At 41.3% G+C, this 25480-nt stretch carries 23 protein-coding genes, 2 tRNA genes and 1 riboswitch; of the genes, 4 read left to right on the forward strand and 21 right to left on the reverse strand.

Annotation, left to right across the window (positions count from 1 at the left end):
- Positions 1-38 precede the first annotated feature (38 nt).
- Complete coding sequence (locus T487_RS0101770; RefSeq protein ID WP_051651427.1) at positions 39-1403, reverse strand: MATE family efflux transporter; 1365 nt, start codon at positions 1401-1403, stop codon at positions 39-41.
- A gap of 152 nt (positions 1404-1555) precedes the next feature.
- On the opposite strand from T487_RS0101770, the gene rd reads away from it, so the two are divergent.
- On the forward strand, positions 1556-1717 hold the full coding sequence (gene rd / locus T487_RS16145; protein ID WP_074542576.1) for a rubredoxin: 162 nt from the start codon (positions 1556-1558) through the stop codon (positions 1715-1717).
- A 91-nt stretch (positions 1718-1808) separates the two neighbouring features.
- Here the strand turns inward: rd and pflA are convergent, their stop codons facing one another.
- From pflA to recD2, 7 genes are all read right to left on the reverse strand, one after another.
- Positions 1809-2582 (reverse strand): pyruvate formate-lyase-activating protein, encoded by a 774-nt coding sequence (gene pflA, locus T487_RS0101780; protein ID WP_074542577.1) that lies wholly within the window; start codon positions 2580-2582, stop codon positions 1809-1811.
- Positions 2583-2616: 34 nt separating this feature from the next.
- Entirely contained in the window at positions 2617-4845 is a 2229-nt protein-coding gene (gene pflB, locus T487_RS0101785; protein WP_031573294.1) for a formate C-acetyltransferase, read from the reverse strand.
- A 505-nt stretch (positions 4846-5350) separates the two neighbouring features.
- Positions 5351-5875 (reverse strand): YkoP family protein, encoded by a 525-nt coding sequence (locus T487_RS0101790; RefSeq protein WP_031573296.1) that lies wholly within the window; start codon positions 5873-5875, stop codon positions 5351-5353.
- A gap of 8 nt (positions 5876-5883) precedes the next feature.
- Positions 5884-6579, reverse strand: coding sequence for a polysaccharide deacetylase family protein (locus tag T487_RS0101795; protein ID WP_031573298.1), 696 nt, complete (start codon positions 6577-6579; stop codon positions 5884-5886).
- 404 nt (positions 6580-6983) lie between these two features.
- The gene (locus tag T487_RS0101800; protein ID WP_031573300.1) at positions 6984-7478 is read right to left on the reverse strand and encodes a ComF family protein; all 495 of its coding nucleotides are present in this window, start codon (positions 7476-7478) and stop codon (positions 6984-6986) included.
- A 121-nt stretch (positions 7479-7599) separates the two neighbouring features.
- A complete protein-coding gene (locus T487_RS0101805) occupies positions 7600-8583 on the reverse strand; it encodes a DEAD/DEAH box helicase family protein (RefSeq protein WP_031573301.1) in 984 nt (327 codons plus the stop codon).
- Positions 8584-8602: 19 nt separating this feature from the next.
- The gene (gene recD2 / locus T487_RS0101810) at positions 8603-10813 is read right to left on the reverse strand and encodes an SF1B family DNA helicase RecD2 (RefSeq protein ID WP_031573304.1); all 2211 of its coding nucleotides are present in this window, start codon (positions 10811-10813) and stop codon (positions 8603-8605) included.
- A gap of 201 nt (positions 10814-11014) precedes the next feature.
- Here recD2 and nagA point away from each other — a divergent pair, with 201 nt between their 5' ends.
- Together nagA and T487_RS0101820 are read left to right on the forward strand one after the other, a co-directional pair.
- Complete coding sequence (gene nagA, locus T487_RS0101815; protein ID WP_031573306.1) at positions 11015-12142, forward strand: N-acetylglucosamine-6-phosphate deacetylase; 1128 nt, start codon at positions 11015-11017, stop codon at positions 12140-12142.
- A gap of 523 nt (positions 12143-12665) precedes the next feature.
- Complete coding sequence (locus T487_RS0101820; protein WP_162178207.1) at positions 12666-14399, forward strand: DUF4153 domain-containing protein; 1734 nt, start codon at positions 12666-12668, stop codon at positions 14397-14399.
- Positions 14400-14439: 40 nt separating this feature from the next.
- Here the strand turns inward: T487_RS0101820 and T487_RS0101825 are convergent, their stop codons facing one another.
- The 12 genes from T487_RS0101825 to T487_RS0101880 all read right to left on the reverse strand — a co-directional run bounded on the left by T487_RS0101825 (position 14440) and on the right by T487_RS0101880 (position 23087).
- Positions 14440-14991 carry a cysteine hydrolase family protein gene (locus tag T487_RS0101825; protein WP_031573308.1) on the reverse strand — a complete coding sequence of 184 codons (552 nt, stop codon included), beginning with the start codon at positions 14989-14991 and terminating at the stop codon, positions 14440-14442.
- Between the two features lie 82 nt (positions 14992-15073).
- The gene (metK, locus tag T487_RS0101830) at positions 15074-16267 is read right to left on the reverse strand and encodes a methionine adenosyltransferase (RefSeq protein ID WP_031573309.1); all 1194 of its coding nucleotides are present in this window, start codon (positions 16265-16267) and stop codon (positions 15074-15076) included.
- 72 nt (positions 16268-16339) lie between these two features.
- Positions 16340-16441, reverse strand: a riboswitch (SAM riboswitch).
- A 53-nt stretch (positions 16442-16494) separates the two neighbouring features.
- A tRNA-Tyr gene (locus tag T487_RS0101835) sits at positions 16495-16579 on the reverse strand.
- A gap of 77 nt (positions 16580-16656) precedes the next feature.
- Positions 16657-16741, reverse strand: a tRNA-Tyr gene (locus T487_RS0101840).
- Between the two features lie 207 nt (positions 16742-16948).
- Positions 16949-17578 carry a uracil phosphoribosyltransferase gene (upp, locus tag T487_RS0101845; RefSeq protein WP_031573310.1) on the reverse strand — a complete coding sequence of 210 codons (630 nt, stop codon included), beginning with the start codon at positions 17576-17578 and terminating at the stop codon, positions 16949-16951.
- Positions 17578-18045, reverse strand: a complete 468-nt coding sequence (gene rpiB, locus T487_RS0101850; RefSeq protein WP_031573311.1) for a ribose 5-phosphate isomerase B — start codon at positions 18043-18045, stop codon at positions 17578-17580. The genes upp and rpiB overlap by 1 nt, the downstream gene beginning before the upstream one ends.
- Before the next feature lie 4 nt (positions 18046-18049).
- Positions 18050-18481 (reverse strand): arsenate reductase/protein-tyrosine-phosphatase family protein, encoded by a 432-nt coding sequence (locus T487_RS0101855; RefSeq protein ID WP_031573313.1) that lies wholly within the window; start codon positions 18479-18481, stop codon positions 18050-18052.
- 3 nt (positions 18482-18484) lie between these two features.
- Positions 18485-19534: an L-threonylcarbamoyladenylate synthase gene (locus T487_RS0101860; protein ID WP_031573315.1), complete on the reverse strand. Its 1050-nt coding sequence runs from the start codon at positions 19532-19534 to the stop codon at positions 18485-18487.
- Between the two features lie 43 nt (positions 19535-19577).
- Complete coding sequence (gene prfA / locus T487_RS0101865) at positions 19578-20660, reverse strand: peptide chain release factor 1 (protein WP_031573317.1); 1083 nt, start codon at positions 20658-20660, stop codon at positions 19578-19580.
- A 48-nt stretch (positions 20661-20708) separates the two neighbouring features.
- On the reverse strand, positions 20709-21539 hold the full coding sequence (gene prmC, locus T487_RS0101870; protein WP_162178208.1) for a peptide chain release factor N(5)-glutamine methyltransferase: 831 nt from the start codon (positions 21537-21539) through the stop codon (positions 20709-20711).
- Positions 21540-21543: 4 nt separating this feature from the next.
- Entirely contained in the window at positions 21544-22461 is a 918-nt protein-coding gene (locus T487_RS0101875) for a DUF1385 domain-containing protein (protein ID WP_031573321.1), read from the reverse strand.
- Positions 22462-22478: 17 nt separating this feature from the next.
- The gene (locus tag T487_RS0101880; protein ID WP_031573324.1) at positions 22479-23087 is read right to left on the reverse strand and encodes a thymidine kinase; all 609 of its coding nucleotides are present in this window, start codon (positions 23085-23087) and stop codon (positions 22479-22481) included.
- 137 nt (positions 23088-23224) lie between these two features.
- Here T487_RS0101880 and rpmE point away from each other — a divergent pair, with 137 nt between their 5' ends.
- Positions 23225-23440 (forward strand): 50S ribosomal protein L31, encoded by a 216-nt coding sequence (gene rpmE, locus T487_RS0101885; RefSeq protein WP_031573325.1) that lies wholly within the window; start codon positions 23225-23227, stop codon positions 23438-23440.
- A gap of 96 nt (positions 23441-23536) precedes the next feature.
- Here the strand turns inward: rpmE and T487_RS0101890 are convergent, their stop codons facing one another.
- Positions 23537-25435 (reverse strand): ABC-F family ATP-binding cassette domain-containing protein, encoded by a 1899-nt coding sequence (locus tag T487_RS0101890; protein ID WP_031573328.1) that lies wholly within the window; start codon positions 25433-25435, stop codon positions 23537-23539.
- Positions 25436-25480: the final 45 nt, after the last annotated feature.

Consider the following 25480-nt stretch of genomic DNA (forward strand, 5'->3'; position numbering starts at 1 on the left):
TGGGACAATTAAATGCCCAAGAGCTTTTATTTTACACTTTATACAACACGATGAATCCACTTCTTGCTTTTATAACGCGGCAAGCAAATAGAAAGTTTGACCATTTCCTCAAAAAAGCTCAGAATAAACACTCTTTCCACCGGAAGTTTCAGAACCAAAGCAGCCACTGATACCAGCGGTACCCCCACAAGCCATAAACTGGCTGTTTCAGCAAAAAGAGAATATCTGGTGTCTCCCCCTCCGCGGAAGAGCCCCACCACAAAAAGAACATTCAAGAATCTCACAGGTACGATAAAAGAGATATAAGTCAGCAACTTGAACGTCGTGTCTCTTGTACCCTCTTCCAGGCGGTACAGCGATAGTATTGGATTTTTTGACACCGTTAATAGAAGTGATGTAATCACACCGATAAGGAATGTGAGTCTGATAATCTTACTCGCATACACCTTTAAACGCTCCACATCGCCCTTCCCAATGAGATTTCCTGTAATTATTGCGGCTGCATTGCATATACCAAAGGAAAACACGTAGAAGAGCTGGGTTATCGTATTCTGAATCTGAATTGCAGCAAATGATGATACCCCCAGTTTTGAATAGGAATAATTGTAGACTACAATCCCAAGGGACCAGAATGTCTCATTCAGAAGAACTGGTGCAGCGACTCTCAGGAAACTCGAGATATTGGGTTTCTTAAACGATGTGAGCTCCTTAAATGATGCATTCAAAAGATTGTTCTTCACAAAAACAATATAGAACAATACAGAAAACTCTATCACTCTCGCTATTAATGTAGCAAGGGCAGCTCCTCTAACTTCCATTCGAGGGAAACCGAAGGTTCCATTAATCAGCAGATAGTTGAGGAGTGTATTGGTCCCTAATCCCAGGATACTGGAAAGCATCGGTACAAAAGCTTGACCTGTGGATCTCAAGGCAAAAATCATCGTCACAGAAAGATTACCAAGAATATAGCTGAATCCAACAATCTTAAGATATTCCACTGATGATTTGAGAACTTCTGGATCTTCAGAGTAGAGCCCCATAACCCTTTCTGGAATGATTACAGCAATGATTGTAAAAAGACCCGCTATCAAACCTCCCAGAACCATGGTCATGCCCATATATTTCTTGAAACTCTTATAATCACCGCTCCCATGAAACTGGGAGAAGAAGATTGCACCACCACTATTAAGACCAAATGACATCAGCGTAAAAAGAAAGAAAAGCTGGTTCGCTTGTCCAACGGCAGCGATAGACGCTTCTCCAAGATTACCAATCATCAGATTATCCACCATATTCAAGGAGGAGGACAGGAAATTCTGCACTATAATCGGTATTGCAATGGTCAGGAGTATTTTATAAAAATGATTTTGATTGTTTATGTCTTTCTTTTCTAATTCCAACATATGTTTTCACCTCACGCTTGTTTAGTATACTAGATTAACCCGCATTACGAAACATCAAATCGAAGAAAATGTATTGAAAGCTTATGGTTTCTACACTATAATCAAATTAGGTTATGATTCTATAACACTTATTTGAATTAGGAGGGAATATGATGAAGAGTTACGTTTGTATAGTTTGCGGATATGTTTATGATCCAGCAGTAGGCGACGAGGACAACGGAATCGCTCCAGGAACAAGCTTCGACGATCTACCAGAAGATTGGGTATGTCCACTTTGCGGAGTTGGCAAAGACCAGTTCGAGGTTGAAGAGTAGAATCCCTTTAAGCGCCAGGCCTATGCCTGGCGCTTTACATTTGAAAAAAGGCAAAAAAGCAGGAAGCCAATTCGGTCTCCCTGCTTTTATACTATCCTATTCTATGTAAGGTCGTACTTTCAGTACGATGATCTGTTCTTTCAATGAAATCTTGTCCAAGTTCGCGATGCAGTAGTGCAGTAAGTTCCAAAGTTCTTTTACGGTCCATCTGCTCGACACCTTCCAGCTTGTATTTGATGTTCATCACTTCGTATTTGTTTTCACCCATTGAATGATAGGGAAGAAGCTCAATCTTCTCCACATTCTGAAGCGTCTTGATTTTTTTCGCCAGTTGAACAATATGCTCTTCACTGTCCGTAATACCCGGTACTACGACATGTCTGATCCACATCTTGGTTCCTGCGTTTTGAACGGCCTCCAAAAACTTTAAAGACTTATCTTCTTTCTGACCTGCGATGAATAAATACTGCTTTGGATCTTCATGTTTGATATCAAACAAAACCAAATCCGTGTACTTCAAGATTTCTTCATATTCTCCAAATCCATATCCCGCTGTATCCAGTGCTGTGTGAATGCCTAACTCTCTGCATGCTTTTAGAGATTCTAAAAGAAACTCAGGCTGAAGAAGAGGCTCTCCACCAGAAAAGGTAACTCCACCACCAGATTTTTCAAAGTATGGACGGTATCTTTTGATTTTTTTTATAAGGTCGGAGGCTTCTACTTGGGTTCCTCCCCCCATAGTCCAGGTATCTGGATTATGGCAATAGAGGCATCTGAGTTTACATCCCTGAAGAAACACCACAGTTCTGATTCCTGGTCCGTCTACAAGACCCATGCTTTCTATTGAATGGATTCTGCCTTTCAAAGTCCTCACTCCTCATCTATCTTTTTGTCTGAAATTACATTGCTTCGTGGAAAGTTCTTGAGATGACTTCCATCTGCTGCTCTTTAGATAATCTGTTGAAATTAACTGCATATCCTGAAACTCTAATGGTCAGTGTTGGATACTTTTCTGGGTGCGCCATGGCATCCTCAAGCTTCTCTCTGTTGAAGACATTGACGTTCAGGTGATGGGCATCCTGTGAGAAGTAGCCATCCAGCACAGACGCCAGATTGTTGATTCTTTCTTCTCCAGATTTTCCAAGAGCATCTGGAACAATCGAGAAGGTATTGGACACTCCATCTTCACAAGTGCTGCAGTATGGAATCTTCGCTACACTGTTCAGTGATGCTAGAGCACCTTCCAGATCTCTTCCGTGCATTGGATTTGCTCCTGGTGCAAATGGCTCTCCCGCTTTTCTTCCGTCAGGTGTTGCACCAGTTTTCTTACCATACACCACATTGGATGTGATGGTCAGAACGGATAATGTGTGTTTTGCATCTCGATAGGTCTGATGTCTCTTCAGTTCACTGGAGAACTTCTCCACCAGGCTTACAGCAATGTCATCCACACGGTCATCATCATTCCCGTATTTAGGGAAGTCCCCTTCGATTTCAAAATCTACTGTAATTCCATTCTCATTACGCTTTGGCATTACTTTTGCATATTTGATCGCCGCAAGTGAATCAGCGGCTACTGAAAGTCCAGCTACACCAAACGCCATAAGTCTGCCCACTTCTGTGTCATGAAGTGCCATCTGTCCAGCCTCATACGCATACTTATCATGCATATAATGAATTATATTCATGGTATTGACATAAAGTTCAGCTACATATTCAAGAACTTTATTGTAGTTTTCAAGCACTGTGTCATACTCAAGCACCGCATCTGTAATAGGTGTGAGTCCTTCGATGACTTTCTTTCCTGATTTCTCATCAACACCACCATTTAAAGCATAGAGCAGTGATTTCGCAAGATTGCATCTTGCTCCAAAGAACTGCATTTGCTTCCCGATGGACATAGCAGACACACAGCATGCAATCGCATAGTCATCGCCATAGAGAGGTCTCATGATATCGTCATTCTCATACTGAATAGAGTCTGTCTGGATGGACATATCCGCACAGAATTTCTTGAAATTCTCTGGAAGAGTCTGAGCCCATAGGACTGTCATGTTAGGTTCTGGTGCTGTTCCAAGATTGATCAGTGTATGCAAGAATCTGAACGATGACTTGGTCACTAGTGGTCGGCCATCAAGACCTACTCCACCTATTGCTTCAGTTACCCATGTTGGATCTCCTGCAAACAGATCATCATATTCTGGTGTTCTCAGATGTCTGACCATTCTCAGCTTAATCACAAACTGATCGATGATCTCCTGAGCTACCGCTTCATCAATGGTGCCATTACGTAAATCCCTTTCGATATAGCAGTCCAGGAAAGTACTGGTTCTTCCAAGAGACATAGCCGCTCCATTGTTCTCTTTTACAGCCGCAAGATAGCCAAAGTATACAAACTGAACTGCTTCCTTCGCATCCTTCGCTGGCTGTGAAATATCAAATCCGTAAGAAGCTGCCATTTCTTTCATTTCATTCAACGCTCTAATCTGTTCATTGACTTCTTCTCTCTGTCGGATTAGTGCATCCAGCATTGGTCCTTTGAGATTTTCAAGATCCTTCTTCTTTTCAAGAATCAGACGATCGATTCCATAAAGAGCAACTCTTCTGTAATCACCAATGATTCTTCCTCTTCCATATGCATCTGGAAGCCCTGTAATAAGCCCAGTGCTTCTGGCAGCTCTCATTTCCTTATTGTATGCATGGAACACACCTTCATTATGAGTCTTTCTATATTTAGGAAACTCTTTTAGTATGGAGTCCGATGCGGTGAAATTATACGCTTCCAGAGACTGTTCCACCATTCTGAATCCACCATAAGGATTGATGATTCTCTTTAATGGCGCATCTGTCTGAAGACCTACGATTGTCTCTGCTTCTTTGACAATATATCCTGGTTTGAAGTTATTGATCCCAGCAATGTTTTCTTCGTCTACACCGAGAACACCTTGCTTAATTTCTTCAACGATCAGCTGCCCAGCTTTTTCCCATACTTTCTTTGTATTTTCTGTAGGGCCTGCTAGAAAAGATGCGTCTCCTTCATATAAGGTGAAGTTCTTCTGAATAAAGTCTCTAACATCTATTTCATTTGTCCAGTTACCTTCATTAAATCCATTCCATTGATTTATCATCTTGTATCCTCCCATTTTTATAACACATTCGACTAATTCTCTTAATCTGTTTTCTCTTACAAATGTATTATACAATAGGTTTGTCTTTTTGTTAATACCTAGTCAATAAGTTTTTTTCTCGATAATCCTGCTTTAAATGAAAATTATATTGACAAACAGCCTGTTTTATGATTATTGATACAAAACCCCAGTATATTGATACAAAAACAGTACAGAATTCCATAATCCACCATTATTATTGTTATTTTGTGTCATAATCCATTACAGCTTGACAGAAAATAATTATTATTTTATTACAACATTTTCTCTTTAGTCTCACAACAAAATATCAGCGTACATCTTTTATAACATTTATCTCCTCTAAATCTGGATCTGTTTCTACAACACCCTAAATTTTTACTGTTATAAAATATCGTTCAATTTATAGTACAGTTAATGGATTGTGTTGTGCAATTGTATTAAAAAAAGGAGAGATCTTACTCATCGATCTCTCCTTTTTCTTCAGTTAATCTCTTATCATCTCAAACAATTGCGATTGGGATATCCAGCATTCTTTCGCAACTCTTTTCTTACCATCTTTTTTTGCTTTTTCTTTTCTTAAAGTGCTCCTTAGAATATTCTCACCAAGACTCACCAACTTCCGTCTAACTGGAGATTCAATCTCAATGATTGTAAAGCCAGCACGCCGTGCCAACCTATGAAGAAGGGTGATTCCTAATACAGCTTTATATTTTCTGTTTTCTGGTTTCTCCATATGTATCCCGATCAACTTCAGCTCTTCAGCAAGCATGGTGAAAAGATTCCCATAACTTGTATCTAGGTTCTTCAAATTCGTGTTCACCATGTGAATTTCATAATAACAATCACCACGCTGAATTACCGTGCCATCCTCAATCAGCACATTCTTCCCTTTGTGCACTTTTGGAACCATATACAAAAACCCTATACTGCTTCCTGGAACTCGCTGCCACCCCAGCATCCTCACAAGACTTGCATCATAAAATCCAATCACTTTCTTTAATACATCCATTCTTTCACCTACACTTTTACAGTCACATCATGTTCAGGAACAACAAACTCATACCCCATTTTCTGTAATTCAGGCAAAGCAATCTCCAATGCATTGATCGTTCTCTGCGGTGCATCCTTCGCCCCTCTACCATCGTGAAGAAGTACGATATCTCCAGGTCTCACTTTTTTCAGTAAGGTCTTCTCAATATACTCCTCATCCACATACTTGCTCCAGTCAGATGCATGAAGTGACCACAAGACAGGCCTGAAATCATACTCATGTATAAACTTTGAGGAGACAACATTGACAAGCCCCCAGGGAGGTCTGTACAGATTCACTTTTACCCCCATACCTCGCAACACTTCAATTGAATCATGAAAATCCTTTTTCATTGCTTTATAGGAACGGATTGGAGCCCCAATATGCTTATTTGCATGAAGTCCGATCACATGCCCTTCTCTAACAATTCTTTCGATAATATCTGGATTCGCCTTCACTTTTTCGCCTAGAACAAAAAAAGTGGCTCTTATTCTATACTTCTTCAGCAGGTCCAGCAATTGGGGTGTATATCTCGGATCTGGCCCATCATCAAAAGTCACCGCTATCCTCTTTCCGTTCACAGGAATCTTTTTCAGAACACGTTTCGAAAAATACCGGAAGTAGATATTGGGGATAATTGAATAAATCACAAATAAATAGAACAAAACAGTATCCACTTTCATCACCTATCCTTCTCCACACTTTTATGTGGCTACCACTATAATTATAGCCTTATTTACAGTAAATACCACATAGAGTTATTCGCAAAAAATTAAGCAGCCAATGGCTGCTTAACTGCACAATCGTGCTCGAAAGTTATTTGACCTAGTCTTTGACCCCACACTCGCCTGCTGGAGCTTTTGCTACCCGGACTTAACCTCTCACTACTTACCCTCTCATTGCTGGCAGGACTTACTTCTAAGCCGCACCATGATTGTCAGTACTTTGACTGACTTACGTGGATCCTTTTGCCTGCGACTGGCTTGGACTATCAGGGGCTTCCCCGAGCAACTACAAACATAACTTTCAATTTCACATTATATCAATCTGAAGGAAGATATTCAAGAGCTGTATCAAAAGGAACTTCTCATACCAGTTTGAAAACAGTCATATAATAGGAATGCACCCCTTGATTCTCCAAAAGCTTCACACATCTCCCCACGGTGCTTCCCGTAGTAAAGACATCATCAATAACAAGCACCCTCTTCCCCTTCAACCGCTCCGCGGAATAATGACGAAGCATAATTTGCTCCGCGTTTTCTTTCCGGCTCTCCATATCCAACTTTTTCTGTTCCATTTTAGAAGGCTTAAAAAGAGCTCTCAATGGAATTCCAGTTTCCTTCGATATTCTCTCCGCCATATACTCTCCATGATCAAACCCCAGATTTTGTACAGATTTGAAGGAGCTTGGCGCAAATGTTATGAGATGAAATGACTTGATGAAGACTCTTTGATCGGAGAGCATAAGATTCGCCATGTCATTTCCAGCATAAAAGGATCCACGTTTCTTATATGCCATCAGCAGCGCTTTTCCTTCCTCATTATATGCAAAGATGGACATCCCCTTCTGCTTTTTAAGCAAACTTTCCTCCTGCAGAAATATCAGCTTTTTCTTACAGGAAGTACAAAGACCATCTGTGAACTCATCGCAAATAGGACACTTGTCATAGGGAAACACGAGATTCCGAAAAAACTGACCTATCCTATTCAAATCCTTCTTCCCAAAGTATTTTATTGAAATGTCTTGTCAGTTCCTTTGTCCTCTCCATATCTCTAGTAGTATGTTGACACAACATGATTACTTCTCCGTTCATTTCATCATAGAATCCAGTTCTCAAACAGAAAAAGAGCAGTTCTCGATAACTGTATCTGGTTGAATCTGAACCATGAATGATGATTTCGAAATTGGTCTCCACATCCAAATAATCATCAAGATCATCTGTAATGAAAATATAGGGTTTTTCAACATCCTTGACCAGTTCCTTCATCGTCTTCGTACCAATCTCATCCACATCAAAAATGCAGCTTTCCAGTGATTCATCAACCTTCGAAAGAAATCTTGCCACTTTTCTTTTGACTTTTTTATCTGCAGTAAGAAGCAGAACCTTCTTCTTTTCATATACAAACCAGAGAAGGTACTCATATACCGAAGTAGGTACAAACTCATCAAGGTTCAGTCGTGTCTCAATCACTCTTGGTTCAGAAACAAATCCGCTTCGTCCGGCCATTGGTACTTCCAGAACATCCATCCCCATAAAAATAGTTTCAAAGGAATATGCAATCACTTTCCTGCATCTTGGAAAGATAAACCCAATCAGATGCTGCATTTCAGGTTTCTTATGAATTGGAAATGAATTGACATCGTCATAAACCACAAGGTCATACTGTTCGCGGATACGTAATGCCTGGAAATAGTCACAGATAACCAGCGATTCTTTCTCATTGATTTCAAGATCCTGGTGCAGTGAAATAGAAGAAAATCCCAGATTTCTCATATATTGGGAAATAAGCACATTTTCTTTCATTTCTCCAGTAATATAAAGAACCCGTCCTCCATCATAAAGAACTTTGTTCACCAGCTCTTTCAATGGTTCAATCCCCATATAGGGAACCGTTTTAATATTTATGGCTTTTTGCTCACCTTCCATATACCAATGAAAGAGCTGTCTCTTCTTGTCAACTTTCATAAAAACCCTCCACTTTCTTCTATTCCCCTACATTATCCATGACACTCGTGATTCTATACCGAAGGGAAGTATGCCTATCGTAAGTTTTTGTATTTTTAATCATATAAGCCAATGCTTTCTGAGATCCCACCAGTACAATAAGTTCTCTAGCCCTCGTCACCGCAGTATAGATCAGATTTCTGCTCATGAGCAGCGGAGGCCCCATAAATAATGGAACAAGAACTACTTTGAACTCACTCCCCTGACTCTTATGAATGGTCACTGCATATGCAAGCTCCAGCTCATCTAAATCCTGAGACTCGAATTCAACAATTTTATCCTCATCAAAAAGCACCGATACGGTATTGTCTTCATCGTTGATATCCGTAACATAACCGATATCTCCATTAAAAATCCCTTGTCCTTCAGGTGGTTCACCAAAAGTCCTTTTTACTTTCTTCCACTTTATCATATAGTTGTTTTTGGTCTGCATAACTTTATCACCAATCTGCAAATCAGTGAAACTATGTTTTTTCCTTCTTGGATTCAGAGCCTTTTGGAGCACCAGGTTGAGATTATATACACCAAGCTCCCCTTTTCTCATGGGAGTGAGTATCTGAAAGTCCTTCACACGGTCCCACTTTTCATTAAACTTCGGAAGCCTTGTAGTCACAAGCTCAATCACTTTCTGCAGTGAATCTTCAGAATCATTTCCTTGTATAAAGAAAAAATCACTTTCTTTCGCATTGAGGACAGGCATTACGCCCGTATTGATCCTATGGGCATTTGTTGTAATGAAGGACTCTTTCCCCTGTCTGTAGATGAACTGAAGCTTTACTACAGGAAAAGCCCCACTGTCAATAATATCCTCCAAAACCTTACCCGCTCCCACAGAAGGGAGCTGATCCACATCCCCAACAAGAATCAGCCTCGTTTTAGGCTTAATGGCTTTCAGCAGATTGTTCATGAGCATCACATCAATCATAGATGCTTCGTCAATAATGACCACATCACAATTCAATGTCTCATCTTCGTCGAAAAGCACCTCATCCTCTTCAGTAGAAACACTTAGATCTATGAGCCGGTGAATGGTTTTCGATTCACGTCCGGTGGCTTCAGACATTCTTTTGGCCGCTCTGCCTGTCGGTGCACCCATGAGCACTTTTTTGCCTGCACGCTCAAAAATATTCAGAATGCATTTGATGATTGTGGTTTTCCCTGTACCAGGGCCACCGGTGATGATTTCAATACCATTTTCTGCAGCACCTGTGATCGCTTCAATCTGCTTGTCATGAAAGGAGATGCCATTATCTTTCTCAAAATCATGAATATAGTCTTTCACAGGAATATCAAGCGCATCCACACCTTCCAGCAGAAGTTCGAGCATATGTTTCGTCACAGATACTTCAGCATACAGATACGGCATGGTAAAAACACCTTCCACATCGTCTATTTTTTCCAGCATCAGCTTTGATTTCATAACTTCATGCAGAATATTCTCTTCCAGCTCCTCCCTTCTGACTTCAAGAATGCTTTGTCCTTTTTCAAGAAGCATTTCCTTTGGAATGAAGGTGCTGCCTTGAGCACAGTACTCATTGATGATATATTTGATTCCGCTTTGGATCCGAAAAGGCGAATCCAACGTAATTCCCAGATTTCTGGCAATCTTATCCGCTGTCTTGAAGCCGATGCTTGGCACCTCCTCCGAAAGTATATACGGATTCTCTTTGACCTTTGCCACGGACTCATTTCCAAATACCCGATAGATCTTAAGCGCTTGTTTTGGTGTAACTCCGTAACTTTGGAGAAATACCATAATGTTCTTAACTTCACGCCCTTTGATATACGATTCATAAATCAGCCTGACTTTCTTATCCCCGATGCCATCCAGCTCTTTCAGCTTCTCCGGCTCATTTTCAATAATACTGAAAATCTCTGCACCAAACTTTTCCACTAGTTTTTTTGCGGTAATAGGTCCAATCCCTGCAACAGCCCCTGAAGACAAATACTTTTCGATGCCCGCCATGGTGCTGGGGACAATTTCCTCATAGGACTCACATTTGAACTGTTTCCCAAAGGTTGCATGGACAACAGATTCACCATACAGAACCAAAGTTTGTCCTACGGATATATAGGGAAATGTTCCCAACGCTGTATGCACATCTTGGTCATCCTCAATCTTGATGATACAAAATGCACTCTCCTCATTCTGAAATACTATGTCCCGGACTACTCCTTCTAAACGCTCCATAAAGATTCACAAGTTCCTTTCAAATCATTCATAGCTTTATCATAATCGATATGAGCGCCAGTTTCCACTTTTTGCAGACATCCCTATTATGGAATAAAACAATAAAGTTATTCACATGAATAAAGTTTAATTTGGAAAATCCTGATGTATAATAAAAGTAAACCAAAGAATGGTTTTAGAGAGAAGTTAAGAGGTGTACACATGATATTTAAAGAATTTAACGTCATATTTACAGATCGAATCGAAAAAATGTCCATTCAGGTCATCGATGGAAAAATTGTCTCGATGAACCCTGATTTCAGCAATGATGAGGAAATCATCGAAGGTAATGACAGATACCTTTCTCCTGGGTATGTGGATATCCATATTCACGGAGCCGGAAACCACGATACAATGGAAGGCACATTTGAAGCATTGGAAACCATTTCAAATACCATTGCAAAACATGGGACCACAAGTTTCCTCCCCACTACAATGACCGTTTCTGTAGAAGAAATCCGTAAAGCAGTAGAAGCAATTAAAGAGGCAAAAGGAAAAGTCACTGGTGCAACCATTGCAGGAATCCATCTGGAAGGCCCTTTTATCAGTGAACATGCAATTGGAGCACAGAATCCCAATTATGTAATTCGTCCCACCAAAGAATCCTTCCTTGATATGGTAGGAGAACACATTGATCTGATTAAAAACATCACCATGGCTCCAGAGGTAGAAGGAGCTCTTACACTGGCTCCTTATTTGAGGCAACATGGTGTGAATGTTTCCATGGGACATACTGTAGCAAGTTATGAGCAAGCGATGGACGGAATCCACCATGGGTTTAATCACTCTACACACCTGTTCAATGCCATGAGTCCTTTCACACATCGAACTCCTGGGGTTGTTGGTGCAATATTTGATACGGATGTTACCACAGAAACTATTTCTGATGGTATTCATGTGAGTTATCCCTCACTGAGAACCGCGTACAAAGTGAAGGGTTCTGACAAGACCCTGCTTATTACGGATGCCATGATGGCATGCGGCATGCCTGATGGCACATATTCTTTAGGCGGCCAGAAGGTTATCTCCAAAGAAGGTGCAGCACGACTTGAATCAGGGGCGCTCGCCGGTTCCATTCTGACCATGGATAAAGCTGTGCAGAATGTATATAAGAATACAGCTCTTCCTCTTTATGAAGTAATTAAAATGGCTTCGTATAATGGTGCTAAATTTTCAGGAATCGATAACGTAAAAGGAAAAATTGCATTGAACTATGATGCAGACCTTCTGATACTCTCAGAAGACCTCGAAGTTCAGCATGTATTTATTGAAGGACGAAAATTCCTTTAAGATGAAGTAAAAAACAATACTAGCCACAGAAACATCCGTAGGAACAACATTTCATTGTAACCTGCGGATGTTTTTTTTAAGAGCCCCAATGGTCCAATTACAGTTCCGTATCCGCCCCATTACTCAGTACAGAAAGAAGTTCGGAGACAAAATCTCCAGTCAGGTTTGAAGCGTCGTCTTCTTGGCTTTTAAATAGCCTCTCAAATTGTAATTTAGGCGGAAGATCAATAATCTCTAAATTTTTATTGTATAACGATAAAAATATGTTATAATTCAGTAATATGCATTGAATTGATTTCCTTCTTCCATTTTATGTATCACGCCTCAGCCCTAAGTGCACTCTCAGAATTCTATTGAAAAGAGAAAATATAGAACTTAAACAATTCTGAATTATCGGCAAAAAAATATGATTGAAATCCTTTTGATACTACAATGAAATCAATACGATGTATACTTTATTTAGAACATCAAAATATGTAAAGGAGGTGAATGGGAACATTCTTTGATGGATGTTCTCCTCACTATGAAATGGACAGAGACAATCAAGAAGCAAATTGCCGGTCTAGGAAGCAGTGTTATCCGCTTTCCTGTTACAGCACTTCTATCCTTCACACTCATGTCTCTATTGATCACATTGAATGAAATGAATATTGACGGTTCCGGAGATCGGGAGCTCATTGAAAGGCTTGCTATGGCCACAGCCATCGGTATGCTGTTCAGCATCTCCATGAAACATATTTATGAAGCCAAATTGGATAAGCATAACAGTCTTCTCATGGTTTCAGTACCTACAGCTGCAATTACGTTTTTATACTATTTATTCTTCACGAAAGATATGGATATCATTCGGGGTATCCAATTTGCCGGCGCAATCGTAGCACTCATTATCGGTATTTTTTACAGCTTAAAAGTGCTTCATCCGAAACAAGCCTATGAAGCCTATGTAATTCGTATATTCAGCGGACTTTTCCTCACAATTTTATACGCAGCCGTACTTTTCTTCGGAATATCGGCCATCATTTTCACCATCAATTCACTTTTCGATGCAGAAATTGACGGGAAATGGTTCTTCTATTTCTTCCTGATGGATACCTTCATTTTTGGAGCACTCATGTTTCTCTCAAAACTTCCTGAAAGAAATGAACCCTTTGATGATGCTCCATATTCCAAAGGGTTAAAGGTACTGCTCCTGTATATCGTCATCCCACTTATCACAATTTATACAGTAATATTGTATGTGTATTTTGCTAAAATCCTTATGACAGCTGAATGGCCAAGAGGACTTGTTTCAAATCTAGTTCTATGGTATTCCGTAGTTGCAGCAGCTGTAATCTTCTTTATTACACCAATTTTAAAGGAAAACAAGCTGGCTAAAATTTTCAGGACATGGTTTCCAAGAATTATTCTGCCCATTCTTGCAATGATGTTTGTCTCCATCGGGAAAAGAATTCACCAGTATGGCGTTACTGAAAACAGATACTTTGTTGTACTGCTGGGATTGTGGGTTCTTGGAATCATGGTCTATTTCATTCTGATCAAGAACGGAAATAACATCATCATTCCTGTGACTCTGTCCATCATTGCAATCATCTCTGTATTCGGTCCTCTATCGGCTTTCAACGTGTCTGCTTTCAGCCAGAATCAGAGGTTTACAGCACTTCTTGAAAAAAATAATATGCTGGTTTCCGGGGAAATAACCCCTGGTTCGAACCTATCAAAAAGCGATCAGGAAAACATATCCAGTATCGTTCAGTATTTTGAAAACAGAAATCTGGACAAACTGAAATATATCCCAGAATCCTATACCTATAATGATTTCAAGACTGTTTTCGGTTTTGAGAAAACCTATGACTACTACACCCCGGATTCTAGTTATTTCTATGTGAATACAGAGGTCGAATCTTCAGGATTTACCGTCGGAGGATATGATTATCTCATCTTTGTGAATAACTATACGCAACCAAAATCAATTGATCAGCTCACAGCAAGGTTGAAAGACATGACCACGGTAGTTCTTGATGAGAACGGGACCACGCTTCTCGAAGAGAATCTAAGTGAGCGGTTGGCAGCCATTGCTGAAGAGCATAATATGGCAAATAACGGAAAAACCATCAGTAAAGAGGAGATTTCATTTATTCTCGAGAACGATCAAGTTGAAGTTAAAGTAACACTCCGTGAAATGTCAGGCAGAAAGGAAGCAGATGATACTTACATTTTTGAACAGCTCAGTCTGGTTCTGCTTGTGAACCTCAAATAGATTCGAAAAGCCTCATCTTCACCGGAAGATGAGGCTTTTTTTATTCAATGCATATACCATTGGTCCTTAGAATGTGAAACGCACTCTCTGAAGCTTCAACACGATTATGCCCAGGTCCATCAAAAGTTGCGACAAGATCTTTCATCACTGAAACCTCTATAACAAGATTCTTCTCTGATATATAGGACTTCAGTGCTAGGGCTAAGTTCAGCACACAAATATCAGTACAGCATCCTATGACTGAAACCTTTTTGTATTGAGAGAGTTTGTCCACCAGGTAAACCCTGAAAGATTCAGCTTGAAAGGCATTTATAGAGTTCTTCTGAAAAGAGGTATGGGCGAAAGGCTGGAGTCTTTCCACTACCTCCGCCTCCCTTGTCCCCCTAATGCAATGGACGGGAAAATCACAAAACTCTGAAGAATCCTCATCATGAGCATCTGAAACAAATACAATATCTCCAGAATAATTCCCAAGATAAGTTCTGATCGGTTCAATGATATTTTTAACGTGATCCGATGCAAGAGCTCCTTCTTCAGCAAATCCATTCAACATATCAACGACCACAACCAATTCATTTGTTGATTTCAACATGGATATCACCTCATCTTCACCTTACACTAAAGACTAGAAAAAATCATGAAAAAAAGACTCAGAATATGAGTCTTTTTTTAAATTATTCGCTGATCTCTTTCAGCGCAGCTTTGATGTCCTCAACTTTATTCAGCTTTTCCCAAGTGAGATCCAGATCATCTCTTCCGAAATGTCCATAAGCGGCAATTTGTCTATATATCGGCTTACGCAAATCCAAGTCTCTGATGATAGCGCCTGGTCGTAAATCAAATACTCTCTTTACAACCTCAATAATTACTTCATGAGATACTTTTTCTGTGCCAAAAGTAAATACTTCAATTGATATTGGTTTGGCTACACCGATGGCATAACTGAGCTGAATTTCAAGTTTATCCGCAACGCCTGCGGCAACAAGATTTTTAGCAACCCATCTTGCAGCATAGGCAGCAGATCTGTCTACCTTTGTTGGATCCTTCCCTGAAAATGCTCCACCACCATGACGTCCGTACCCACCATAAGTATCTACAATGATCTTTCTTCCAGTTAAACCAGAATCTCCCTGGGGACCTCCCACGATGAACTTTCCGGTAGGATTGATGAATATCTTCGTTTCTTCATCCATGAGGCTTTCTGGAATTACGGCGTTAATCACCTGCTCTATCAGATCTCTTCGAATTTCTTCCTGTGTAACATCAGCTCCATGCTGTGTGGAAACTACAACTGTGTCCACTCGGACTGGTTGGTCATTCTCATCATATTCTACCGTTACCTGAGTCTTTCCATCGGGACGGAGATACGTAAGTGTTCCATTCTTTCGAACCTCTGCAAGGCGTCTGGCAAGCTTCTGGGCAAGATTGATCGGCATAGGCATAAAGTCCTCTGTCTCGTTGGTCGCAAATCCAAACATCATACCCTGGTCTCCAGCACCTGTTTGAAGCAGTGCATCTTCCTGCCCTTCTCTTGTTTCAAGGGAGGAGTTCACCCCCTGAGCGATGTCAGGAGACTGTTCATCTATAGATGTAAGAACGGAGCAAGTCTCCGCATCAAAACCATATTTTGCTCTCACGTATCCAATCTCAGTAACAGTTTTTCGTACGATTTTCGGAATGTCCACATAACATTTTGTAGTGATTTCTCCCATAACCATGACCATCCCGGTAGTCACCGCTGTTTCACACGCAACTCTTGCATCTGGATCCTGCTCCAGTATACTATCTAAAATAGCATCAGAGATCTGATCGCAGATTTTATCAGGATGCCCTTCAGTAACGGATTCAGATGTAAATAATCTTTTCATAGTATCCTCCTTGTTTTTGGTGCAAAATAAAAACCTCTTCACAATAAGAAGAGGTGTCCTTTATCTACAACTCTCTTATCTTGCAACCATATGTTGCAGGAATTGGCACCACGCATTTCACTGCAGGTTGCCGGGTTTCACAGGGCCCTTTCCCTCCACCTCTCTTGATAAGAGTATTCAATTTTTTTCATAAAAAAAGACAGCAATCATAACAATTGTGTCTTTTGTGGTGGAGGAGAGTGGATTCGAACCACTGAAGCAACTTGCAACAGATTTACAGTCTGCCCCCTTTGGCCACTTGGGTACTCCTCCCTATTGTGTACAACTGCCTTTTTATACTACAACAGTCATAAGGTTTTGTCAATAAAATTATAGCTTCGAAAGAATAATGGTGGAGGAGAGTGGATTCGAACCACTGAAGCAACTTGCAACAGATTTACAGTCTGCCCCCTTTGGCCACTTGGGTACTCCTCCCTAACCTATTCTTTTCAGATGCCAGTAACTGAACTGACAAAGATTAGTATATAGCCTGGAGGACTATATTTCAAGGGTTTTTTGAAAAATAAAATCAAAAATTTTCTTCTCCAGAGCCATTTCCAAGGTTTTTAAGCACCATACCCTATGTTGCCCAAGTGGTTTCAAGAAAAAAAATACTCTCTGAAACCTCAGAGAGTATTTGAATTATTTTGTGCCGAACAGTCTGTCTCCAGCGTCACCCAGACCTGGAACAATGTACCCGTTCTCATTAAGCTTCTCATCAATGGAAGCCACAAAGATATCCACATCAGGATGGATTTCTGAAAGAACTTTAATTCCTTCTGGTGCAGCCACAAGACCTACAAACTTGATGCTCTTGGCTCCACGTTTCTTCAGCATATGGATTGCATCCACTGCAGATCCCCCTGTTGCCAGCATTGGATCCACAACAATCACATCACGCTCTTCAATGTCCTTAGGCAGTTTGCAGAAGTATTCTACAGGCTGAAGGGTGCTTTCATCACGGTACAGGCCAATATGTCCCACCTTTGCTGCAGGTACAAGTTTCAGCATACCGTCCACCATACCGATACCAGCTCTTAAAATTGGGACAATGGCAAGCTTCTTGCCAGTGATGGTTTTGCAGTGGGCGATGGCCACTGGTGTTTCAATATCCACATCTTCCATCGGCAAGTCTCTCGTTACCTCATAAGCCATGAGAGTTGAAATTTCTTCCACAACTTCACGGAACTCTTTAGACCCAGTATTCTTATCACGGATGATTGCCAGTTTGTGCAGGATTAAAGGATGGTTGATTTCTGTTACTTTGCTCATTAAATGTTTTCCTCCTCAGATATGGTGTATTGTTCTTCAAGCCTAGAAATTTTATCGATTCTCTGCTGATGTCTTCCCCCTTCAAACTCAGTTCCCAGGAAGATATCAACAATATCCAGTGCAAGGCCTGGTCCAATAACACGTTCTCCCATGGTCAGGATATTTGCATTATTGTGTTCTCTTGTTGCATGAGCACTGAATGTATCATGTACCAGCGCAGCGCGGACACCCTTGATTTTATTCGCTGCAATACCGATTCCAATACCAGTACCACAAATAAGAATACCATACTCATGACTTTTGTCCACTACAGCGTGTCCTACTTTCTGAGAAATATCAGGGTAATCACAAGATTCCCTTGTATAAGTCCCAAAATCAGTCACCTCAATTCCTTTACCTTCCAAGTGTTCTTTGATCAGATTCTTCAGATTTAATCCACCATGGTCTGATCCTAATGCAATTTTCATCATCTTACCTCCTGTATTTTTCAAAATCCGGTATATTTTGTATCAGTCTTCGAATTTCGCTGAATGTTTCCACATAATGCTGCTCACTCATCCCGTAAGGATCAATCACATCACCAGATTCGCCTGCGAGCTCTTTCAGTGTAAAGACCCTATCCCCGCCATAACGCCGTTTGATTTCTCTCCTCTGAGCATCTGTCATTGTGATGATATAATCCGCTTCAGAGATATCGAACTCTCTCAGTTCTTCCGCATCGCGTTCAATAATCACGCCATATTCTCTAGCAAGAACATTCTTCGCCTCAGGAGACAGCGTACTGCCCCGATGAACGAAAAGCCCTCGGGATACAGCCTTCGCTTTTTTATAAGTTTCATTAAAGATGACTTCTGCCATGGGACTTCTGCACGTATTTCCTGTACAGACAAACAGTACATTCATTTCTTACACCTCAATTATATGGAATGATGCAGCCTTCTTCAGCCGGTTCATGATGGCCCTGGACACACCTGTCTCCTGAAACCCTTCTGATAATATCACATCCACCTGCGCATCGTCGAACCTCCGAAGTCCTTCAAAAAGATTCCTCGCCACTTCATCCAGATCTTTTTGGGTACCCATAGAGACAAAAATGATGTTTTTTCCATTATACACTGACTTTCTCTCTATCGGAGCAAAAACTCCTACAGTTTTCCCAAATTTAATCATTTCTTCGATTTGCCTTAGAATTTCATTCTCCACCTTTTGTTTTTCACCCCGAAAAATTGTCATCGGCGCTTTGGGGGCATAATGCCTGTATTTCATGCCTGGTGCCTTTGGCACCTCCTCTTCTTCGACTTTGGTTTTCGCCTCTTCATACACTACTTCTTCATCAACTCGCAGCAGATCCTCGTACGTGATGTATCCTGGTCTTAGAAGCCTTGGTGGAGTTACACTGTAATCTACGATGGTGGACTCAAGTCCAACAATAGAACTCCCATCTCCTATGATCATGTCAACTTTACCATCCAAATCTTCCACACATCTTTCGAAATTAGTGGGGCTAGGACGGCCTGAAATATTAGCAGAAGGAGCTGCTATAGGATGCCCCAGAGCTCTTATAAGCGCTCTGGCAACCTCATTGGAAGGCATCCTGATGCCGACACTGTCAAGTCCTGCACTGGTCTCCAGAGGAACAACCTCCGTTTTTTTGAGAATGATGGTTAATGGACCTGGCCAGAACTCATTCATCATCTCTCGCGCTTTTTCAGGGATTTCCTTAGCATATGGAGAAAGGTCCCAATCTGCCACATGAATAATAAGCGGGTTGTCCTGAGGTCTTCCCTTTGCTTCAAAGATTTTTTTCACGGCGGAAGGATTCAATGCATCAGCCCCAAGACCATAGACTGTTTCTGTCGGAAATGCCACAGTGCCCCCACTCCGAAGAACTTCACCTGCAGACAAAAACACATCTTCTTCCAATCCTTTTCTTAAATTTACCTTCTTCGTATCCATTTTTACTCCTAAAAATGGGGACAGTAATACTGTCCCCCCCTCATTAGCTATTTCTATTCCCCATGGCTTTGAGTTTTTCAGCCTGGTCAAACCGAATCAGGGAATCCAGCATTTCATCCAAATCCCCATCCAGGAAAGCATCCAGCTTATAGAGCGTCAGATTGATTCTATGATCTGTTACTCTGCCCTGTGGGTAATTGTAGGTCCTGATTCTTTCAGAACGGTCTCCTGTACCTACCTGAGACTTTCTTTCGTCTGCAATTCCTTTGCTTCTCTCCTGCTCCGCAATTTCATACAATCTGGAACGGAGTATCTTGAGAGCCTTTTCTTTATTCTTCAGCTGAGATTTTTCGTCCTGAACAGCCACCACAAGCCCAGAAGGCATGTGTGTGATTCTGACAGCAGAGTCTGTAGTATTTACTGACTGTCCACCATTACCTGAGGATCGGTACACATCCACACGGATATCATTCATATTGATCTCCACATCAACTTCATCCACTTCTGGAAGCACTGCTACCGTTGCTGTGGATGTGTGTATTCTTCCTGAACTTTCTGTATCAGGTACTCTCTGCACTCTATGAACCCCAGACTCGTACTTCATCAGTGAATAAACACCATGCCCCTTCACCATGAACACAACTTCCTTGAAGCCGCCGATATCCGTTTCATTGAGACTCATGATCTCTACTTTCCATCTTCTGCCTTCTGCATATCTGGAGTACATTCTGAAAAGATTATAGGCAAACAGTGCCGCCTCATCACCACCAGCACCACCTCTGATTTCAACAAAAACGTTTTTGTCGTCATTGGGATCCTTTGGCAGCAGCATAATCTGAAGCTCAGATTCAATCTCTTCCAATTTCACTTTGATATTTCTCACATCTTCATTGATCATTTCACGCATGTCCTGATCGTCTTCTACCTGAAGCATCTCCATATTGGCATCCAATTCTTCCTGAAGCCCCTTGAATTCACGGTACTTCATAACGATGCTCTCAAGATCAGAATGCTCTTTTACCAGCTTCTGCCATCTTTCGTGATCGGCGATCACACTGGGATCACTGATTCTCATGGTCAGCTCTTCATATTTACCTTCTACAAAACTTAATCTGTCTAACATTATTTTTACTCCTTTTCTTTTACACTTCTCCTAAAAATAACATCAGGAAAGCTAAGTCTCCGGAATCAGCAGGCCAGATACCACTCTGGAAAGTCCGGAAAAGTCTTTTATTGTATGAATATTTTTGAATCCATATTCTTTCATCATCTTCTCCACCTCACTGCTCTGATCATAACCGATTTCAAAAATCAGCATCCCGTTTTCTCGAAGATATTTTTTGGCCTGTCTCGTGATTGCTCTATAAAAATCAAGACCCGAATCCCCACCATAAAGAGCTAAATGAGGCTCGTACTCACGAACGGTCTTATCCAGCTTTTCCATATCCTCACCGCTGATATAGGGAGGGTTGCTGACAATGAGATCGAACGGATCTTCTATGTTGGAGAACAAGTCAGAAAGCACAAACTGGACTCTCTGCTTAAGCCCTAAACGGACTGCATTCTCATTTGCCACATCCAAGGCCTCTTTATTTATATCAGAAAGCGTTACATTTGTAAATTCAAAAGAAGCAGCAATGGAAAGACCAATGGCTCCTGAACCACAGCAAAGATCTAAAACTTTCTTGTATCCATGGCTTCTGATTGCCTCCAAAGCTTCCATCACAGCAATCTCTGTGTCCGGCCTTGGAATAAGAGTGTGCTCATTCACCTTGAACTCCAGCCCCATAAATTCCTTGCTGCCTATGATATAGGCTACTGGCATCCCCTGTTCCCGTTTTTGCAAAAAGAGCTCATAAAGATCCTGTTCTTCTTTTGAAATCTTTTCATCCCCATGAACGAAAAGATAAGTATCCTCTTTCTTGAGAACATATTTTAGAAGCACACGCGCATCTAAGACGGGTGTGCAGGATGCTTTACTGATTCTGGCCGTGCCTTCTCTCAACGCTTCACGAATGCTGTTCAATTTCCATCAGCCCTTCCGCTTCTTTCAGCGCTCTTATGGAAACCTCAAGCATTTCATCAAGAGGTTCTTTTGTCGTAAGCCTTTGCAGCATCATCCCTGGAAATGCAATAACGGTTTGTAGTGGACCTTTGGTTTTGCCAAGCCATCTCAGAATCTCATAAGTAATACCAGATATGAGCGGCAACAGCAGGATTCTCGTGACAACTCTTACCACTGGGTGTGTCCATCCAGTAAAACTGAACACAACAATACTCACTGCCATTACAAGGAACATAAAGTTGGTGCCGCAACGTTCATGATATCTTGTACAGCTTCTGACATTCTCAACAGTCAGGTCCATTTCATTTTCATAACAGATGATGGCTTTATGCTCTGCGCCATGATACTGGAACACCCGGTAGATATCTTTGAGCTTGCTGATGCCATAAAGATATCCAATGAAGATGCTGAGCCGAAGCACCGCTTCTGTGATATTCAGCGCCACTGTGGGAAGGTCGTACCTTCTGAGAAGACCCGTAATCAATGTCGGCAGCACAAAGAAAAGCAGAATACTGAGCCCTAAGCTGAAAATGAGCGTCAGTGTCTCTATGATCTTTTCTCCTTTTTCACCGAACTTGTCTTTCAGAAAAACCTCGAATTTTGTAGGTTCCTCTTCCTGCCCAAAAACTGACGCAGACCAGTTCAGGCTCTTGATCCCGATTCTCATGGAGTCTACCAGAGCCACGGCACCTCGAACAAGGGGCCATTTGAAAAAAGCGTGCTTTTGGGACAGTGGCTTCGTGTCATCTTGGTGTACCACGATCTCCCCTTCAGGATTTCTTACTGCGGTGGCTATTCCTTTTAGCCCGCGCATCATGACACCCTCAATCACCGCCTGGCCGCCTACTGTTGTATTTCTCATTCCTTCACCTTATCTTTCTATAAATTCTTCTTCTTTTCCTCTGCTTTTTTTCGGTACTTAAAGTAACAGTCTGCGCAGAGAGACTGATACTCCACATCACCTTCCAGATCTATGGCTACTTGAGCCCCCTCGAAGATGAACTCTCCATTGAGTTTTCTGCCATTGAGCAGTGCTTTCTTTCCACACGTACAAATGGTTTTAAGTTCTTCGATGCTGTGCGCCAATAGAAGGAGCCTTGCACTGCCTTCAAATCCATTCATGAGAAAATCGGTTCTCAGACCATAGCAGATAACTGGAACTTTAAGCACAATCGCCACCTTCAGGAGCTGGTCGATCTGTTCTGCTTTTAGAAACTGCACCTCATCCACAAGAACACAGTGGATTTTCCCTTCATTCTGAATCCATTTTTCTGTAACCTCATAAAGATCATCATGGGTTCTCACACTGAAATCAGCCTCTCTTACAACACCTAATCTGGAAACAAGCCTGTTTCCACCTTTTGTATCCACTTGAGGTTTGAATATCTTAACCTTCATGCCTCGTTCTTCATAATTATATGCCACCTGCATGAGATTCGTGGATTTCCCCGAATTCATTGCACCGTAACGAAAATATAATTTACTCATTCATCTTCCCCCTGTACTCCTTCATACCCAATCTATTATAACATTTTAGGTATCCATTATCCATAATATTGTTGACTCAGAGAATTCTAAGTGTTAGAATTGAATAGTTAAAAAACAATGAAATTGAGGTGAAATAAATGAAAGAAGGCATACATCCAAAGTACAACAATGAAGCTGTTGTTAAGTGTGCATGTGGAAACACATTCGTTACTGGTTCAGTAAAGGATGAGCTTAAGGTTGAAATATGTTCTCAGTGCCATCCATTCTTCACAGGTAAGCAGAAGATTGTAGATGTTGGCGGAAGAGTAGATCGTTTCAAGAAGAAGTTCAACATCACATCCACAGAAGAATAGAATCTTCATTTATGAAAGGCCCGATTTTATCGGCCTTTTTTATTTTAAAGAAAAACAGGAAGTCAGAACTGCTGATTTCCTGTTTTTTCTGCTATATTAGAGCAAACCAAGTTCTTCTGCCAGCTCGTTCAGATACGTCCACCTTTCCATCGCCTCTTCAAGAGCATTCTCTATCTTTGCTTTCTCTTCAAGCAAAGGAGAAAGTTTTTCAAAATCAGCTGCATGACGGCTCATAAGCTCCTCCACATTGACAAGCTCTTTTTCGAGAAATTCAATTTTCCCATCAATCTCATCAAACTCTTTCTGCTCTTTATAACTGAACTTTGTTTTAAGCTTCTCTTTTGGTTTTTCCTTCAGAACTTCCTGAGGACTTTTCTCCTCAACAGGCAGGAGCTCTGCTTCACTCTTTCTTTTCTCTTCAAATTCCGTGTAATTCCCAAAGTAGACCGAGATTTCCCCTTCCCCGTCAAAGGAAAAGATTTTCTCTGCCACCCGATCCAGGAAGTAACGGTCATGGGATACCGTAATGACTGCACCAGGAAAAGTCTCCAGATAATCTTCCAGCACACTCAGAGTTTTGATATCCAGATCATTGGTCGGTTCATCCAGAAGGATCACATTGGGTTTTTCCATGAGCATCCGAAGAAGCATCAGTCTTCTCTTTTCACCCCCTGAAAGGAGGGTGATTGGTGTCCATTGTTCTTCCCCAGTAAAAAGAAAGGTCTCCATCATCTCACTGGCACTCACTGCACCTTCCGTTGTTTCAATAACTTCAGCAGCTTCCCTAATATATTCGATGGCCCTCATCTTCTCATCTGGTATGGTGTACTCCTGTGAGAGATAGGCAATCTTTACCGTATCTCCTACATCCACCATTCCTGCATCAGGTGTGATCTTCCCCGCAAGGATTTTAAGAAATGTGGACTTGCCGATGCCGTTCTCTCCCACAATCCCGACTCTGTCATCTCTTGCCACCATATAGGAAAAGTCTTTCAGAAGCACTTTATCCTCGTAAGCCATTGAAACTGCTTCAATACTGATGATTTTCTTTCCGAGCCTTGATGATACAGCTTTGATTTCAAGCGCATCCTCTTCCAGCAGGACCTCCTTGGAGGACAGCTCTTCAAACCGGTCAATCCGGGCTTTCTGCTTTGTGGTACGCGCTTTGGCACCGCGCCTGATCCATGCCAGTTCCTTCACTAAAAGCTTTTGCCTTTTCCTTTCTGAAGCTTCTAAAATATCCTCCCGTTCAGATTTCATTTCCAGATATTTAGAGTAATTGACAGGATAACTGAAAACCATGCCCCGATCAATTTCCAGAATCCTGTTTGCCACACGTTCCAAAAAATAACGGTCATGGGTCACCATGAGCAGTGCTCCCCTTCGATTTTTAAGATACTCTTCAAGCCAAGCAACAGATGCGTTGTCAATATGATTCGTTGGCTCATCCAGGATCAGCATATCAGAGGGCGTGATGAGCGCAGTGGCCATGGCTACTCGTTTCTTCTGTCCGCCTGAAAGTTCTTTCATTTTTTTATGAAAATCTGTTATACCAAGCTTTGTCAGAATCATTTTTGCTTCTGCTTCAAGGGACCACGCATTTGAGGTCTCCATATCATTGGAGAGCTTCAGCATCTTCTTCTGAAGGGCTTCATTTTGTGGCTCTTGCTCTAAAGAAAACATTCCTTCCTCATAGGCTTTAAGAATCTTCAAAACTGGCGCTTCCCCATGAAACACCTGCTGAAGCACAGTATATTCTTCTATAATGTCAGGTTCCTGTGAAAGAAAGGAAACTGTAGCGCCGGATATCTTCTGCACCAATCCGGTATCTGGTGAAATCAGCCCTGCCAGTACTTTCAGAAGAGTCGATTTTCCAGTCCCGTTGACTCCGATGATTCCAATCTTATCTGTATCTGTCAGTGTCAGCGTGACAGAATCAAACAGCTTTTTCATCCCATAATTTTTTGATATATTTTCAGCAGTAATGATATTCAAAATAATTTCTCCTTAGTGAACAAACTATCGCTAGCCTGCATAATC

The organism is Proteiniclasticum ruminis DSM 24773, assembly GCF_000701905.1.
GTDB classification, from domain to species: domain Bacteria; phylum Bacillota; class Clostridia; order Clostridiales; family Clostridiaceae; genus Proteiniclasticum; species Proteiniclasticum ruminis.